This is a genomic window from Pseudomonas sp. AKS31, from assembly GCF_023634765.1.
Taxonomy (GTDB): Bacteria; Pseudomonadota; Gammaproteobacteria; order Pseudomonadales; family Pseudomonadaceae; genus Aquipseudomonas.
The window spans coordinates 1,276,163-1,292,367 of sequence record NZ_JAMLFX010000001.1 but is presented as its reverse complement, the minus strand read 5'-3'; the positions used below and the strand labels follow the sequence as shown (position 1 = coordinate 1,292,367).

10 protein-coding genes are annotated in these 16,205 nt (G+C 62.1%); 8 read left to right on the top strand and 2 right to left on the bottom strand.

Annotation, left to right across the window (positions count from 1 at the left end; genetic code table 11):
- Positions 1-57: 57 nt before the first annotated feature.
- Entirely contained in the window at positions 58-540 is a 483-nt protein-coding gene (locus M9827_RS05670; protein WP_284676793.1) for a sigma-70 family RNA polymerase sigma factor, read from the bottom strand.
- 322 nt (positions 541-862) lie between these two features.
- On the opposite strand from M9827_RS05670, the gene M9827_RS05665 reads away from it, so the two are divergent.
- Genes M9827_RS05665 through M9827_RS05655 form a run of 3 tightly spaced genes read left to right on the top strand, consistent with a single transcriptional unit; the run spans position 863 to position 5,402 of the window.
- Positions 863-2,026, top strand: a complete 1,164-nt coding sequence (locus M9827_RS05665; protein ID WP_250604093.1) for an efflux RND transporter periplasmic adaptor subunit — start codon at positions 863-865, stop codon at positions 2,024-2,026.
- Positions 2,027-4,000 (top strand): MacB family efflux pump subunit, encoded by a 1,974-nt coding sequence (locus M9827_RS05660; RefSeq protein WP_250604091.1) that lies wholly within the window; start codon positions 2,027-2,029, stop codon positions 3,998-4,000. It begins immediately after the preceding gene.
- A gap of 7 nt (positions 4,001-4,007) precedes the next feature.
- Complete coding sequence (locus M9827_RS05655) at positions 4,008-5,402, top strand: efflux transporter outer membrane subunit (RefSeq protein WP_250604090.1); 1,395 nt, start codon at positions 4,008-4,010, stop codon at positions 5,400-5,402.
- 180 nt (positions 5,403-5,582) lie between these two features.
- Here M9827_RS05655 and pvdP read toward each other — a convergent pair whose 3' ends face one another.
- Complete coding sequence (gene pvdP, locus M9827_RS05650; RefSeq protein WP_250604088.1) at positions 5,583-7,208, bottom strand: pyoverdine maturation tyrosinase PvdP; 1,626 nt, start codon at positions 7,206-7,208, stop codon at positions 5,583-5,585.
- Between the two features lie 207 nt (positions 7,209-7,415).
- On the opposite strand from pvdP, the gene pvdM reads away from it, so the two are divergent.
- The 5 genes from pvdM (at position 7,416) to M9827_RS05625 (ending at position 15,348) form a co-directional block, all read left to right on the top strand.
- Complete coding sequence (pvdM, locus tag M9827_RS05645; RefSeq protein ID WP_250604086.1) at positions 7,416-8,786, top strand: pyoverdine-tailoring dipeptidase-like protein PvdM; 1,371 nt, start codon at positions 7,416-7,418, stop codon at positions 8,784-8,786.
- Positions 8,783-10,069 (top strand): pyoverdine-tailoring periplasmic protein PvdN, encoded by a 1,287-nt coding sequence (gene pvdN, locus M9827_RS05640; protein ID WP_250604084.1) that lies wholly within the window; start codon positions 8,783-8,785, stop codon positions 10,067-10,069. The genes pvdM and pvdN overlap by 4 nt, the downstream gene beginning before the upstream one ends.
- Positions 10,070-10,106: 37 nt before the next feature.
- The gene (pvdO, locus tag M9827_RS05635; protein WP_250604082.1) at positions 10,107-10,994 is read left to right on the top strand and encodes a dihydropyoverdine dehydrogenase; all 888 of its coding nucleotides are present in this window, start codon (positions 10,107-10,109) and stop codon (positions 10,992-10,994) included.
- Positions 10,995-11,103: 109 nt separating this feature from the next.
- Positions 11,104-12,753 (top strand): cyclic peptide export ABC transporter, encoded by a 1,650-nt coding sequence (locus M9827_RS05630; protein WP_250604080.1) that lies wholly within the window; start codon positions 11,104-11,106, stop codon positions 12,751-12,753.
- 114 nt (positions 12,754-12,867) lie between these two features.
- A complete protein-coding gene (locus M9827_RS05625) occupies positions 12,868-15,348 on the top strand; it encodes a TonB-dependent siderophore receptor (RefSeq protein WP_250604078.1) in 2,481 nt (826 codons plus the stop codon).
- Positions 15,349-16,205: the final 857 nt, after the last annotated feature.

Sequence of the window (16,205 nt, the reverse complement as noted above, 5' to 3'; positions counted from 1 at the left end):
GCAGGTCGTCTGTTGAGTAGGAACGAGGACGATGAACGGAAATTTAACCAGCGAGGCTCAATGGGCGTCCCATTGTCTGATCCGCAAGCGGCAATGTTTCATGGCGTTGACGATGTGCTTTTCCACCAACGCCTTGGAAATCCCCAGGTGCTCGGCAATTTCCGGATGGGACAGACCTTCGATCTTGCGCAGCAGAAAACTCTCGCGGCAGCGCGGCGGCAACTCGGCCAGTGCGCGCTGGAGCATCTCCAGACGCTGGCCATGATCGAGGGTGCCGTGGGGTGAGGGGCTGAAATAGCGCTCTTCGCTGTCCAGCACGTCGAGCGATTCGACCTGGCGCAAGGCGTTGCGCCGATGATCGTCGATGACCAGGTTCAACGCCGTGCGATAGAGGAAGGCTCGCGGTTGTTCGATCGGCGTGTCGCTGGAACGCTCCAGTACCCGCACATAAGCGTCATGCACCACATCTTCGGCCACCTGACGGTTGCCCAGCTTGGCGTTAAGGAAACACACCAGCTCGCGATAGTAGTTTTCCAACATGACTCCCGACCGCATCGATGCAGTTCCTGTCCTTGAGCACACTGATCCAGCCGCCGTAAACGCAGTAGCAAGATAGTGGCAACTTGAGGTGCGTAATTTATAGTAATTCTCATATAGATTTAAAGAGTTGTTTCCACATCCGCCCCAAATAGTCGCGTTCGGCTACCTGTCACTTGATGTGTACGGCGCTTAAATTCCCTTGTGCATTCATCGTTTACAGGACAGCTCCCCGTATCTGTCGTGCCGTGCGACAGCGTTCAACGCCCCTGCACGCCTGTGTACTGGCTGAATGACGGGCCGATTCCACTGGCCGGAACCCTGCATGAAACGTCCCCGCCCCGCCCGACGCGCCTTGTTCGCCGCCCTATGCCTGATTCCCGTGATCGCCGTTGCCGCGTGGCAAGTCCTGCCGCCCGGGCGCGACGCCCTTGCCACGGTGCAGGTGACGCGCAGCAATATCGAAAACAGCGTGACCGCACTGGGCACGTTGCAGCCACGTCGTTATGTGGACGTTGGTGCGCAAGCGTCCGGGCAGATCCAGAAGATTCATGTCGAGGCTGGCGACACGGTCAAGGAAGGCCAATTACTGGTTGAGATCGATCCGTCCACGCAAAAGGCCAAACTCGATGCCGGGCGGTTTTCCATCGAAAACCTCAAGGCGCAGTTGCAGGAGCAACGCGCCCAGCACGACCTCGCGCAACAGAAATACCAGCGCCAGCAGAAGCTCGCCGCCGGTGGCGCCACCCGTGAAGAAGACGTGCAGACGGCCCGCGCCGAAGTCCGCGCGACACAGGCGCGCATCGACATGTTCCAGGCGCAGATCCGGCAGGCTCAAGCCAGCCTGCGCAGTGACGAAGCGGAGCTGGGCTACACGCGCATTTATGCACCGATGAGCGGCACGGTCGTCGCCGTCGGCGCCCGCGAAGGCCAGACGCTCAACGCGCAACAGCAAACCCCGCTGATTCTGCGCATCGCCCGGCTTTCGCCGATGACCGTGTGGGCCGAGGTTTCCGAAGCGGACATCGGCCACGTCAAACCCGGCATGACCGCCTACTTCACCACGCTCAGCGGCGGCAGTAGGCGCTGGAGCAGCACCGTCCGGCAGATTCTGCCGGTGCCGCCGCGCCCGCTCGAACAGAATCAGGGTGGCAGCCCCACCAGCGGTCGCAGCGGCAGCGAACGCGTGGTGCTCTACACCGTATTGCTCGACGTCGACAACGCCGACAACAGCCTGATGACCGACATGACTGCGCAGGTGTTCTTTGTGGCGCAACAGGCGCAAGACACCCTCACCGTACCCAGCGCCGCCCTGCAACCCGGCTCACGCCCACAGTGGCAACGGGCGCAGATCGTCGCCGCCAATGGCGACATCCAGTCCCGCGACGTGCGCACCGGCATCAGCGACCGCTTGCGCACACAAGTGCTTGAAGGCCTGGCCGAAGGCGATCACATCCTCAGCGCGCCGGCCACCGGCAGCGGAGGCTGAATGCAAACGCCCCTGATTGACCTGCGGCAGATCCGCAAAGCCTACGGCGGCAATGACAGCCCGCTAGTGGAAGTATTACGCGGCATTGATCTGTCGATTCATGCCGGTGAGTTCGTCGCGATCGTTGGCGCATCCGGCTCCGGCAAATCGACACTGATGAATATTCTCGGTTGTCTCGACCGCCCCACGAGTGGCGAATATCGCTTCGCCGGAGAAGATGTCGCCCGACTCGACAGCGATGAACTGGCCTGGCTGCGCCGTGAAGCATTCGGTTTTGTGTTCCAGGGGTATCACCTGATTCCGTCCGGCTCCGCCCAGGAAAACGTCGAGATGCCGGCCATCTACGCCGGCACCCCGGCCGCCGAACGTCACGCCCGGGCCAGCGCCTTGCTGGAGCGGCTCGGCCTGGGCAGCCGCACCGGCAACCGCCCGCATCAGCTTTCCGGCGGTCAACAACAACGGGTGTCGATTGCCCGGGCGTTGATGAACGGCGGCCACATCATCCTCGCCGACGAACCCACCGGCGCCCTCGACAGCCACAGCGGCGCCGAGGTCATGACCCTGCTCGACGAACTCGCCAGTCAGGGCCATGTGGTGATTCTCATCACCCACGACCGCGAAGTCGCGCAGCGGGCCAAGCGCATCATCGAAATCCGTGACGGCCTGATCATCAGCGACACCGCCGAACACCCGTCAGCCCCACCGCGCAGCGCCAACCCCGGCGCCCTGCAAGCGGTGGATCTGCGCCAGCGCCTGAGCAGCGGCAGCACCCAGACCGGCGCCTGGAAAGGTGAACTGGTCGACGCCGTGCAAGCGGCGTGGCGGGTCATGTGGATCAATCGCTTTCGCACCGCGCTGACATTGCTCGGCATCGTCATCGGCGTCGCCTCAGTGGTGGTGATGCTCGCGGTGGGCGAAGGCAGCAAACGCCAGGTGATGGCACAGATGGGTGCCTTCGGCTCCAACATCATTTACCTCAGCGGTGCGGCGCCCAACCCGCGTACGCCACCGGGCATCATCACCCTCGATGACGTTGCCGAACTGGCCGCCCTGCCCCAGGTCGAGCGGATCATGCCGGTCAACGGCTCGACCGCCGGCGTGCGTTTCGGCAATGCCGACCACAGCAGTTACGTCGGTGGCAACGACACCAATTTTCCAACCATTTTCAACTGGCCGGTGGTTCAGGGCAGTTACTTCACCCAGGCCGATGAAGACAGCGCCGCCGCCGTGGCGGTGATCGGCACCAAGGTGCGCGACAAGCTGCTCAAGGATGTCGCCGACCCGATCGGCCAATACATCCTGATCGAAAACGTGCCGTTTCAGGTGCTCGGCGTTCTCGCGGAAAAGGGTTCAAGCTCCGGCGATTCCGACAGCGACAATCGCATCGCCGTGCCCTACTCGGCGGCCAGCACGCGCCTGTTCGGCAGCCGCAATCCGGAATACGTGGTGATCGCCGCCAAGGATGCGCGCAAGGTCAAAGACGCCGAGCAGGCGATCGAGCAGGCGATGCTGCGGCGGCACAACGGCAAAAAGGATTTCGAACTGACCAACAACGCCGCGATGATTCAGGCCGAAGCACGCACCCAAGGCACGCTGTCGCTGATGCTCGGCGCCATCGCGGCGATCTCGTTGCTGGTCGGCGGTATCGGGGTGATGAACATCATGCTCATGACCGTGCGCGAACGCACCCGGGAAATCGGTATCCGCATGGCCACGGGTGCACGCCAGCGCGACATCCTGCGCCAGTTTCTCACTGAAGCGGTGATGCTTTCGGTGGTCGGCGGCCTTGCCGGCATCAGCCTGGCGATGCTGGTCGGTGGCGTGCTGTTGCTCAGCGGCGTGGCGATCGCGTTTCAATGGCTGGCCGTCATCGGCGCCTTTGCCTGCGCGCTGGTCACCGGCGTCCTCTTCGGCTTCATGCCTGCCCGCAAGGCTGCCCGGCTCGACCCGGTCACGGCCCTTACCAGTGAATGAACGATCTATGAAAGCGCCACTGACCATTCTTGCCGCCAGCGTGTTGCTGGCGGCCTGCAACAGCCCCGCGCCGCGCCCCGACAGCGGCGTGCAGCCACCCGCCGCATGGCAATCGCCTGAGCATGCCGGCGCCGTGCAAATCAACCGCCAATGGTGGACGCAGTTTGGCAGCCCCGAGCTGGATCGACTGGTCGAACAGGCGCGACTGGGCAGCCATGACCTCGGCGCCGCTGTCGCCAGGGTCCGGCAAGCCCAGGCCAGTGCGACGATTGCCGGCGCCCCGCTGCTGCCGGAAATCAAGGCCGGACTGAACGCCAATCGGCAGAAACTGTTGCACGGCAAAGGCTACAGCCAACTCGACGTCAGCCCGGATAATCGCTCGCTGGATTACTACGACGCCGAGCTGAGCGCCAGTTACGAAATCGATTTCTGGGGCGGTAAACGCGCGGCGCGCGACAGCGCCGTGTTCGGCGTACAGGCCAGCGAATTCGACCGCGCCACCGTCGAACTGACCCTGCAAAGCGGCGTCGCCAACAGTTACACCCAGGCCTTGGCGTTGCGCGAACAGGCGCGCATTGCCGAGCTCAATCTGACCAACGCGCAAAACGTCCTGCACCTGGTGCAAACCCGTTTCGACGCCGGCAGCGCCACCGCACTGGAACTGGCCCAGCAAAAAAGTCTGGTCGCCGAACAACAGCGCAAACTGCCGCTGGTGCAGCAACAGGCCCGCGAAGCCTTGATCACCCTCGCCGCCCTGCTCGGCCAACCGGTGCAGGCATTGTCCGCACCGCAACAGTCGTTCGAAAAGTTGCAGTGGCCGAACATCGCCACTGGCGTGCCCAGCGATCTGCTGAGCCGGCGTCCAGATATCGCCAGCGCCGAAGCCAGACTGGCGGCCGCTCAGGCTGACATCAGCGTGGCCCGCGCCGCCATGCTGCCGAAAATAACCCTCACCGCCAGCCTCGGCACCGGTGCCGATCTGGCGGCGGACCTGCTGCGCACCACGTTCTACAACCTGTCCTCCGGATTGACTGCGCCGATTTTCAACAACGGTCGCCTGAGCGCCGAACGCGACAAGGCCAAGGCGCGTCAGGACGAACTGCTGGAAACCTATCGAGGGGCGATCATCAATGGCTTCGCCGACGTGGAAAAAGCCCTCAGCAGCATTCGCGGCCTCGATGAACAACGCCAGTGGCAAAGCGAAGAACTGAGCCAGGCGCAGACTGCGTTCGACATCGCCCAGAGCCGCTATCAGGCCGGTGCCGAAGACTTGCTGACGGTGCTGCAAACCCAGCGCACCCTGTATGCGGCGCAGGATATGAATGTGCAACTGCGTTTGTCGCGACTGCAGGCGAGCATTGCCTTGTACAAGGCGCTGGGCGGGGGGTGGCAAGTCATCTGACGGCAGCAGCTCCTGTAGGAGCTGTCGAGTGCAACGAGGCTGCGATCTTTTGATCTTGCTTTTAAGCGTCAAGATCAAAAGATCGCAGCCTTCGGCAGCTCCTACACGGGGATCGTGTCGTGACTGAGTGAGTTCTCAGGGCAAAAAAAATCGCAGCACCAGGCTGCGATTTTTTTGCGGCTAGAGTTGCCGCCCTTTCACTTTCAGATGCCGCGCGTACCACGGTCGCTGCGGCACTTTGCGGAACAGGTCGGCCATGTTGTCTTCATCGCCAAAGGTGATGCGCAACGCCAGCTTCATGGTCTCCGGATCCATCTCTACCGAGCGCCCGACCTGCAGACCGGGCACGGTGCTGCAGCCATGGGTGTCCGGGCCCAGCCACGGGTCATCGACCTCAACCCAGCGCCCCGGCGCGAACCACGGCACGCCGTTGACTTGCAGCCGACTGACCTCGCCCGGGTGGAAACGCTCGTGGGCGCGAAACCAGTCTTCGATACGGTCATCGATCCAGCCGTGGAAACGCCAGAACACCGGGTTCACATGGGAGGAAAACGGGTCGCCGAGAAAGTCGTTTTCCGGGGCGTACCAGCGCGCGGCAAAATCCGCCTGATCGCGTGCCATCGGCACCGGAATGTCGTTGGACGGATCCCGCGCCACCGACGCCCAGCGCATGTGCAGCCAGTCGTGCAGGCCCAGTTCGACTTCCGAGCCGAACTGGCCGAGGGTGAGTTTCGACAAATAGCGCGGATCGCGATACTGCGATTCCCACACCTGGAAATTGCTGTGGTAGGTCTCGGCCGCTTTGATGTCGCTGACCCACTTGGTGTACTCGTCGTCACCTTCGGTCAGCCAGGTGGGCGGCAGTGCGTCGCCGTCGTGATTGTCGAAGTAGCGGGCGAAGCCCTGGCGGTCACGTTCCAGTTCCGGCTGCGGCATCGGGAAGGCTTGCCAGGACGGCAAGTCCTGCATCGAGCGGGCCTTGCCGAGCATGTGCCGGTGCATGAAGAAGAAATCAACGCCCGAGCCGTTGCGATCCTTGCTCGGCCCACGGGCATCGCGCTCCTTGTCACGGGGGCCGGGTTGCCAGCCGATACCGCGCAGGGCGTCGCGTTTTTTCTCCGAGAGCTTGTGCCACTTGTCGCGGCTGGCGTGCCAGAGCTGGTGGAACAGGCGATGTTCCGGCGCCACCAGCCACGCCAACAGCGTCGGGTTCAAACCGGTGCGTTCGCGGGCCTCGGGAAAACGTCGCTTGATGGCGATGAAATGATTGTCCAGTTCAGGCAGCGCCAACGGCCGATCCAGGCGCAACACTTGCCCGGTGAACGTGGCGCTGCCGGCATTGCCGAACGCCGCCCAGACTTCGTCGAGTTTGACTTTAAATTCGTAGACCGGCGGCGCTTGCGGCGCATCGGTGCGCATCAGCCGCCAGTACATTTCGGCGCCGTTGCCCGGCGCCAGATCGCCGATCACTTGGTAACGCGCAAGCGCTTCTGAGCGCAGGTTGGCACCGGTATCGAGAAACCCGCGCAAACCGCGCCCCCGGTGGGCAATGTCGAGAAACAACTCGAGGCCGTCGCGTGGCAAGCCATCAAGCCCGGCCGCCGATCCGCTGAAACGGATATCCCAGACGCCGCGCAGGTTGTCCGCCAACTGTTGACCGGCGGTATCGGCCAGGTCGACCGTGGCCTCGCCCGGGGTGATCGGAAACTCCTCACGGGTCAGCTCACGATGTGCATAAAAAGCGGCAGGCAGCGCGGCGCCCGTGAGTGCCATGCCCGCCATGAACCAGCGTCGAGAGATCGTCATTGCCCTACCTGTGTCAGCCATGAAGCAGGCTTTATCCAAGCTAGAACGTTTGTTCGCCGGGGAAATTTATGGCCCCGGCAAAAGATCGCTGTGCGCCGTCAGCGCTTTTCCTGCGCGCGACTAAATTAGCCGCCCGGCCACTCGTTCTTCCCAGATAGCAAAGGCCCCTGCGCCTGCACCTCGACGGCGAACCTGAATGAGATGGCAATGACAAAACCGCGTTCGAAAAAGGCTCTATTTATCGGCCTGCCGCTGGCCTTGGCGATCAGCGCCGGCGCAGGGTTTCTGGTTTGGGATTACTGGTTTCGGGACAACCCTGGCTACCCGGTAAAAGTGATGAAGCAGGCGACCGAGTTGCAGGATCGCATCCTCTCGTTCGACAGCCACATCACCGTACCGCTGAACTTCGGCGCTCACGGCAACGAAGCCGACAAGGACGGCGCCGGCCAGTTCGACCTGATCAAGGCCAATCGCGGGCGCTTGTCGGGCGCTGCGCTGACGGTGTTCGGCTGGCCGGAAATGTGGAACGGCCCGAACGCTCCGCATCGCCCCACCGAAGGTTTTGTCGAAGAAGCCCGCAACCAACAGGAAGTCCGTTACAAGATCATCACCGGCATGGTCCGCGACTTCCCCAATCAGGTCGGCATCGCCTACACCCCGGATGATTTCCGCCGCCTGCATGGCGAAGGCAAGTTTGCGATTTTCATCAGCATGCTCAACGCCTATCCGCTGGGCAACGACCTGAGCAAACTGGACCTGTGGGCCGGGCGCGGCATGCGCATGTTCGGCTTCAGCTACATCGGCAACAACAGCTGGGCCGACTCGTCGCGCCCGCTACCGTTCTTCAATGACTCGCCGGATGCCCTCGACGGCCTCTCCGATATCGGCAAGCAAGCCGTGCAGCGCTTGAACGATCTGGGCGTGATCATCGACGTTTCGCAGATGTCGACCAAAGGCCTGGAACAGGTTGCGCAACTGAGCCGCACACCGTTGGTGGCCTCGCACTCGGCGCCGCGTGCGGCGGTGGATATTCCGCGCAACCTCAGCGACAAGGAATTGCAACTGATCAAAAACAGCGGCGGCGTGGTTCAGGTGGTCGGCTTCTCGCAGTACCTGAAACCGCTGACTCAGGGCACGCAGGACAAACTCAATGCCCTGCGCGCACGCTTCGATCTGCCGCCCTTGCCAAACCTGGCCATGGCGCTGATGCCGGGCGACCCGATCATCACGGCATGGTCGGAACAGAAGCTCGGCCAGTACGCCAGCGGCCTCTACGGCATCCTTGAAGAAGAGCCGAAAGCCACCCTCAAGGATCTCGGCGACGCCATCGATTACACCGTGCGCAAAATCGGTATCGACCATGTCGGCATTTCTTCCGACTTCAACGACGGCGGCGGCATCAAGGGTTGGGAAAACGTTGGCGAAATCCGCAACGTCACCGCCGAATTGATCCAGCGCGGCTACTCCGAAGCGGACATCGCCAAGCTGTGGGGCGGCAACTTTATGCGCGTCTGGGATCAGGTGCAGAAAGCCGCGAAACCGGCACTGATTTCCCGTCAGGACACTGCCAAGCCATGACTGACCGCCGGACCTTTCTGAAACAGGTCGGTGTGATGGCGGCCGCTCTGCCGTTCGGCGCCAGCCTCACAGCGCCGGCAATGGCCGCGACCGCGCCCGTGGCCTCCGCGAACAAATGGACGCAATTGCGCCAGCTGTTCGATCAGGACCCGCAGGCGATTCACTTCGCTAACTTCCTGATCACCTCGCACCCCAAACCCGTGCGCGAAGCCATCGAACGCCATCGCGCCGCCCTCGACCGCAATCCGGGACTGGCGATGGATTGGGATCTGGGCAGCTACGAACAATTGCAGCACAACGTGCGGGTCTGGGCCGGCCAATACCTGCAAGCCAGGCCCGGTCAGATCGCTCTCACCGGCAGCACCACCGAAGGCCTGGCGATGATTTATGGCAGCGTGCAAGTGCGCGCGGATCAGGAAATCCTCACCACCGAGCACGAGCACTATTCCACCCGCAACATCCTCGATTTCCGCAGCCGCCGCGATGGCACCCGGGTGCGCAAACTCAGGCTGTTCGACAACCCGCAAAGCATTTCCCTGGATCAGGTGCTCGACACGATCAACCGCAACATTCGCCCTGAGACCCGCGTACTCGGCATGACCTGGGTGCATTCGGGCAGCGGCGTCAAATTGCCGATCAGCGCTATCTCGCGGCTGGTCGATGAACACAACCGTCAACGCGACGACAAGGATCGGCTGATTTACGTGGTCGACGGCGTGCACGGTTTCGGTGTCGACGACCTGAGTTTCCCGCAGATGAACTGCGACTTCTTTATAGCCGGCACCCACAAGTGGATGTTCGGCCCGCGCGGCACCGGCATCGTGTGCAGCCGCAGCGAAGAGCTGAAATACGTCAGCCCGAGCGTGCCGACGTTCTCCGACGCCACCTCTTTCGCCACGATCATGACCCCGGGCGGTTACCACGCTTTCGAGCATCGCTGGGCGGTGGACGAAGCGTTCAAGTTGCACCTGCAACTGGGCAAGGCTGACGTTGAGGCGCGCATTCATCAGCTCAACAACTATCTGAAGCAGCGCCTGCGGGAACACGCAAACATCGAACTGGTGACCCCGCTCGATCCGCAGTTTTCCGCCGGTTTCACCTTCTTCCGGGTCAAGGATCAGGACAGCGATGCAGTCGCCGCCTACCTGATGCAAAACCGGGTGATCTGCGATGCGGTCAGCCGCGATGTCGGCCCGGTGATTCGCACGGCGCCCGGCCTGCTCAACGACGAAACCGAAGTGGACCGTTTCATGGCCATTCTCGGTCGACAGCGGCGCGCCTGATCCCTCGACTCCAGTTTCCCTTTCACAGAGACGACTCATGAAAAAGCCTCACGCCTCTTTTACCTTCAAGGCCCTGCCGGCGCTGGCCCTGACCGCGCTGTGCGCCGGCCTGCTGCCCGGTACTGCTCACGCGGCGACACCGCCGGCGCCGGGCAAAGTGTTCAAGGACTGCAAGGACTGTCCGGAAATGGTCGTGCTGCCGACCGGCACTTTCACCATGGGCACGCCGGAAGACGAAGTCGGCCGCGAGCCGGACGAAGGCCCGCGCCACGACGTGACCTTCAGCAAACCGTTCGCCATCAGCCGCTTCCAGGTGCTGGTCGGCGAGTGGGATGCGTATGTGCGCGAAACCGGCAACAAACCTTACGACTTCGATGACCGCCCGGGCCGCCGCTGCACCGCCGGCAAACCCGAGTTCAAGCAGACTGCCCGCGACCCGGCCGTGTGCATGAATGTCGCCGAAGCCCAGGGCTACATCGACTGGCTGTCGAAAAAGACCGGCCATGCCTATCGCCTGCAAAGCGAATCGATCCGCGAGTACGCCGCACGCGGCGGCAGCACCGGGCCCTTCCCTTTCCCGTTCGATGAAGGCAACAACTACCAGATCTCCAGACACGCCAACACCTATGGCGCCGCCGACGGTTACAACTTCACCTCGCCGGCCGGCACTTTCCCGGCCAACGCCTTCGGCGTTTACGACGCCCACGGCAACGTCTACGAATGGACCGCCGACTGCTATCACAAGGATTACTCCGGCGTACCCAACGACGGGCGCCCCTGGACCCAGGAAAACTGCGAACGTCAGGTCATGCGCGGCAACGATTGGGGCGAGGCGCCGGTGTTCTCGCGCTCCGGCAACCGCAACAGCAGCTGGCCGACCAGCAAAGGCGACTGGCTCGGGTTTCGCGTAGTGCGCGACCTCTGATCCTGCCCATCCCGACCGCAGCCCCGCCTGCGGTCGTTTAAAGAAAGTCCGTGACCATTCGTTTTCCTTAAGTACCGGCACTCCCTCCGCACCGAAGCAGGAATCCTCCATGACCAAGCCTACGCGTGGGGCGATCAACGAATTGTTCGCCTTGCTCAAGCCCTTCCGCCTGATCGTCTCTGTGTCCATCGTGCTCGGCATGATCGGCGGCCTGAGCGTCACTGTGCTGCTGGCGACCATCAACAATGCCCTGCATTCCGACGACGGCCTGACCCGCACCGTGGTGATGATCTTCGCCGGCCTCTGTGCGCTGGCCTTGCTGACGACGATTCTGTCCGACATCGGCACCAACTACGTCGGCCAGCACATCATCGCCAGGCTGCGCAAGGAACTGGGGGAGAAAGTCCTGTCGGCGCCGATCGACCAGATCGAACGCTACCGCAGCCATCGCTTGATCCCGGTGCTGACCCACGACGTCGACACCATCAGCGACTTCGCCTTCGCCTTCGCCCCGCTGGCGATTTCCATGACCGTTACCCTCGGCTGCCTCGGCTATCTGGCGCTGCTGTCCTGGCCGATGTTCCTGATGATGTTGGTGGCGATTGCGATCGGTACGACCATTCAGGCGATTGCCCGGGCCAAGGGCATGCGCGGTTTCTACGCCGCACGCGACTCTGAGGATGAACTGCAAAAGCACTACAACGCGATTGCCGAGGGCGCCAAGGAACTGCGCATTCACCGTCCGCGTCGCCAGCGCATGTTTGTCGCCGGTATTCAGAAAACCGCCGAGAAGATCTGCGACACCCAGATCAAATCCATCAACACCTTCGTCATCGCCAAGTCCTTCGGTTCGATGCTGTTCTTCGTGGTCATCGGCATGGCCCTGGCCCTGCAATCCTTCTGGCCCAGCGGCGACAAAGCAGTGATGAGCGGCTTCGTCCTGGTGCTGCTGTACATGAAGGGGCCACTGGAGCATCTGGTCAGCACGTTGCCGATCATCAGCCGTGCGCAGATTGCCTTCCGCCGCATCGCCGAACTCAGCGAACAATTCTCCTCGCCCGAACCGCATCTGCTGCTGGAGGATCAGGGCAAGAAACCCGGTGCGGTCAACAGCCTGGAACTGCACAACGTGCGTTACGCCTTCCCACCCGTGGAAGGCAGCGAACCGTTCCGTCTGGGGCCGGTGAACCTGCGCATCGAACAGGGCGACATCGTGTTTATCGTCGGGGAAAACGGTTGCGGCAAGACCACGCTGATCAAACTGCTGCTGGGCTTGTACGCGCCAACCGAAGGCGAAATCCGCGTCAACGATCAGCCGATCACCGCGCTTAATCGCGATGACTACCGGCAGAATTTCACGACGATTTTTGCCGACTACTACCTGTTCGACGATCTGATTCAGGGCGACCGCGAAGTCCCGCAGGACGCGACCCGCTACCTCGAACGTCTGGAGATCGCGCACAAGGTCAGCGTGCGCGACGGCGCGTTCAGCACCACCGATTTGTCCACCGGCCAGCGCAAGCGCCTGGCACTGGTCAATGCCTGGCTCGAAGAGCGGCCGGTGCTGGTGTTCGATGAATGGGCCGCCGACCAGGACCCGACCTTCCGGCGAATTTTCTACACCGAGCTGCTGCCTGACCTGAAGCGTCTGGGCAAGACCATCATCGTCATTTCCCACGATGACCGTTACTTCGACGTCGCCGATCAACTGGTGCGCATGGAGGCCGGCAAGGTCAGAAGCGAACTGCAAACCGCTTGATCGACGAGGCCGTGGCCAGGCCGGAAAAATAATTTTCCGGTTTGCCGCGGCTTCCTCGTCTTAATGAGATGAATAAGAACCATTAACAACTATACCTGCCAAGGTCTTAACCTCATGTCCGCATCCCGTTTCATGCTTCGCCCTCTGACTCGAGCCCTGCTGATGCACGGCGCGACACGCACTCGACTGGCCGGCACCGGCCTTGGTCTGGCACTGACACTCACGGCAGCCCCGTATGTCCAGGCCCAGGAATGGACCCTGAACATCCCGTCGCAGCCACTGGCGCAGGCGCTGCAAACCCTTGGCCAGCAGACCAGTCTGCAAATCATCTACAGCCCGGAAAGCCTGCAAGGTCTGCGCTCCAGCGCGCTCAACGGCCGCTACCAGGATGACGAGTCGCTCAAGGCGATGCTCAACGGCACCGGCATCCGCTACCAGCGTGACGGCAACACCGTGACCGTGCTCGGCCCGGCCACCGGCAGCGCAATGGAACTGGCCCCGACCAACGTCAACGCCAGCCGCCTCGGCGCCACCACTGAGGGCAGCAACTCCTACACCACCGGCGGCGTGACCATTGGCAAGGGCGAGCACTCGCTGAAGGAAACCCCGCAGTCGGTCACGGTGATGACCCGCAAGATGCTTGATGACCAGAACCTCAACACCATCGAGCAGGTGATGGAGAAGACCCCGGGCATCACCGTTTACGACTCGCCCATGGGTGGCAAGTATTTCTACTCCCGCGGCTTCCGTATGACTGGCCAGTACCAGTACGACGGCGTGCCGCTGGATATCGGCAGCAGCTACGTGCAGGCCGACAGCTTCAACAGCGACATGGCCATCTACGACCGCGTGGAAGTCCTGCGCGGCGCGGCCGGGATGATGAAAGGCGCAGGCGGCACCGCCGGTGGCGTCAACTTCGTGCGCAAACGCGGCCAGGACACTGCGCACACGCAGCTCTCGCTGTCGGCAGGCACCTGGGACAACTATCGCGGTCAGGTCGACACCGGCGGCCCGCTGAACGATTCCGGGACCATCCGTGGTCGCGCCGTGGTCACCGAACAGACCCGTCAATATTTCTACGACGTGGCCAGCCGCAAAGACCAGATCTACTACGGTGCGCTGGACTTCGACCTCAGCCCCGACACCACCCTGGGTCTGGGCTTCGCCTGGGAAGACGTCGACGCCACCCCGTGCTGGGGCGGCCTGCCGCGTTACGCCGACGGCTCCGACCTGCACCTCAAGCGCTCCACCTGCCTGAACACCGCGTGGAACAACCAGCGCAGCAAACGCGCCACCTACTTCGCCGACCTGAAACACCAGTTCAACGACGACTGGTCGCTGAAAGTCGCCGGCGTGTACTCGCGCAACACCCAGGACATGGAATACGCCTTCCCGAGCGGCGCGGTACCGGTCGGTGCCACCGCGTCGAACACCCTGATGCTGGGCAGCATTTACGACTACGACCAGCGCGACTACGGTTTCGATGCCTATGTCGACGGCAAATTCGACGCCTTCGGCCAGCAACATGAACTGACCATCGGTGCCAACGCCAGCCGTTCGCACAAGGATGACTTCTACGCCGTCGCCGCGCTGCCACAACGGCAGAACGTGCTCGACCCGAACCACCACATCCCGCAACCGGACGAAAGCTACTACCTGGCCAATGCCTCCCGTGGCGGCCCGGTGGACATGCACATCAAGCAATACGGCGCCTACTCCATCGCCCGCCTGAAACTGGCTGATCCGCTGACCCTGGTACTGGGCAGCCGCGTCAGCTGGTACAAATCCGACACCGATTCGGTGCAGTACTTCCGTGGCGAAGGCACCCAGGTCGACACCAAGTCCACCGAAACCGGCCAGGTCACGCCGTTCGCCGGCGTACTGTTCGACCTCAACGACAACCTGACCGCCTACGCCAGTTACACCGACATCTTCACCCCGCAAGGCGCCTACAAGACCATCGATGGCAGCACCCTCAAGCCACTGGTTGGCCAGAGCTACGAGCTGGGAATCAAGGGTGAGTGGTTCGACGGTCGTCTGAACAGCTCCTTCAACCTGTTCCGCACTATTCAGAAAGATGCCGCTCAGGATGACCCGCGCTGCGAAGACAGTTCTTGCTCGATCAACTCCGGCAAGGTTCGCGCCCAGGGCTTCGAAGCTGAAGTCAGCGGTGAGGTGATTGATCGCCTGCAATTGCTCGCCGGTTACACCTACACCCAGACCAAAGTGCTGGAAGATGCCGACGCCACGCAGGATGGCGTGGTCTACAACTCCTACGTGCCGCGCCATTTGCTGCGTGTGTGGGGTGACTACAGCCTGAGCGGGCCGCTGGATCGCGTGACGATCGGTGCGGGGGTCAACGCGCAGACGGGCAACTACCGCACTTCGCCGATTGGCGGTGACAACATTGACGGTGCCGGTTATGCGGTCTGGAACGGTCGCATTGGCTATCGTATCGATGACACCTGGTCGGTGGCGCTTAACGGGAACAACCTGTTTGACAAGCGTTACTACTCGACCATTGGTACCGAAGGGTTCGGTAACTTTTATGGGGATCCGCGTAACTTCGTGATGTCGGTCAAGGCTGACTTCTGATTGGGTGTGATGTGAGAGAGCCCCGCTTTGGCGGGGCTTTTTTTGGCTTTGAGGTTGGGTGCATATCCGTTGCTGCGGGTGCTGCCGCTGGCGGTTTCGCTCTTACAGCGACTCACTTTTCCAAACGCCGAAAAGTAAGCAAAAGGCTTTGCCCCTGGCGTACGGCACTTCGCTGAGGCTCAGCGTTCCCTCGCTACGGTGTCCATCCGGGGGCATCGCCTACGGTTTGCTTCGCTGCACCTACTCTCGATGAATGCGGCTTCGCCACACGGCGCTGCGCGCCTCCCCCCCCGGATGAACACCTCCGCTCGGCCTGCCGAAGGGGCAAAAAATCAAAAGCCAAAGCCAAAACCAAAGCCAAAGCAAGATCACAAGCCAAATCAAAAGCCCCTCACCCTAGCCCTCTCCCGGAGGGAGAGGGGGACTGATCGAGGTGTTTTGGAGAGATACGCCGACGTGCGATACCGAGTTGAACTCAGGCCCTAAAAAGCAAACAAATCGGGCCCTCACCCTCTCGGAGAGAGAGGGGACTGATCGAGGTGTTTGGGTGAGCTACGCCGACATGCAATACCGCGTTGAACTCAGGCTTTGAAAAGCGCACAACTCGGTCTTTCATCCTTCCAGAGAGAGGGACTGACCGGGGTGTTTGGGTGAGCTACGCGACGTGCAATACCGAGTCGAACTCGACTTCTGAAAAGCCCAAAAATCGGCTCCCTCTCCCTCGGGAGAGGGCTGGGGTGAGGGGCAGCAACAACGCAAACCCAAAGCCGACCGCACGCTTTTCCACCACTCAACAGGATGAGCGTTAGCTCGGCTGCAGCTTTTGATCTTTAAGGCGACGTCGGAAGGCTGAGTGG

Bases quoted from the DNA above. Each gene is read 5' to 3' on its own strand.
- M9827_RS05655 (WP_250604090.1), top strand. From the start codon at position 4,008: ATGAAAGCGCCACTGACCATTCTTGCCGCCAGCGTGTTGCTGGCGGCC.
- pvdM (WP_250604086.1), top strand. From the start codon at position 7,416: ATGACAAAACCGCGTTCGAAAAAGGCTCTATTTATCGGCCTGCCGCTG.
- pvdP (WP_250604088.1), bottom strand. From the start codon at position 7,208: ATGACGATCTCTCGACGCTGGTTCATGGCGGGCATGGCACTCACGGGC.
- M9827_RS05660 (WP_250604091.1), top strand. From the start codon at position 2,027: ATGCAAACGCCCCTGATTGACCTGCGGCAGATCCGCAAAGCCTACGGC.
- M9827_RS05670 (WP_284676793.1), bottom strand. From the start codon at position 540: ATGTTGGAAAACTACTATCGCGAGCTGGTGTGTTTCCTTAACGCCAAG.
- M9827_RS05665 (WP_250604093.1), top strand. From the start codon at position 863: ATGAAACGTCCCCGCCCCGCCCGACGCGCCTTGTTCGCCGCCCTATGC.
- M9827_RS05630 (WP_250604080.1), top strand. From the start codon at position 11,104: ATGACCAAGCCTACGCGTGGGGCGATCAACGAATTGTTCGCCTTGCTC.
- pvdO (WP_250604082.1), top strand. From the start codon at position 10,107: ATGAAAAAGCCTCACGCCTCTTTTACCTTCAAGGCCCTGCCGGCGCTG.
- pvdN (WP_250604084.1), top strand. From the start codon at position 8,783: ATGACTGACCGCCGGACCTTTCTGAAACAGGTCGGTGTGATGGCGGCC.
- M9827_RS05625 (WP_250604078.1), top strand. From the start codon at position 12,868: ATGTCCGCATCCCGTTTCATGCTTCGCCCTCTGACTCGAGCCCTGCTG.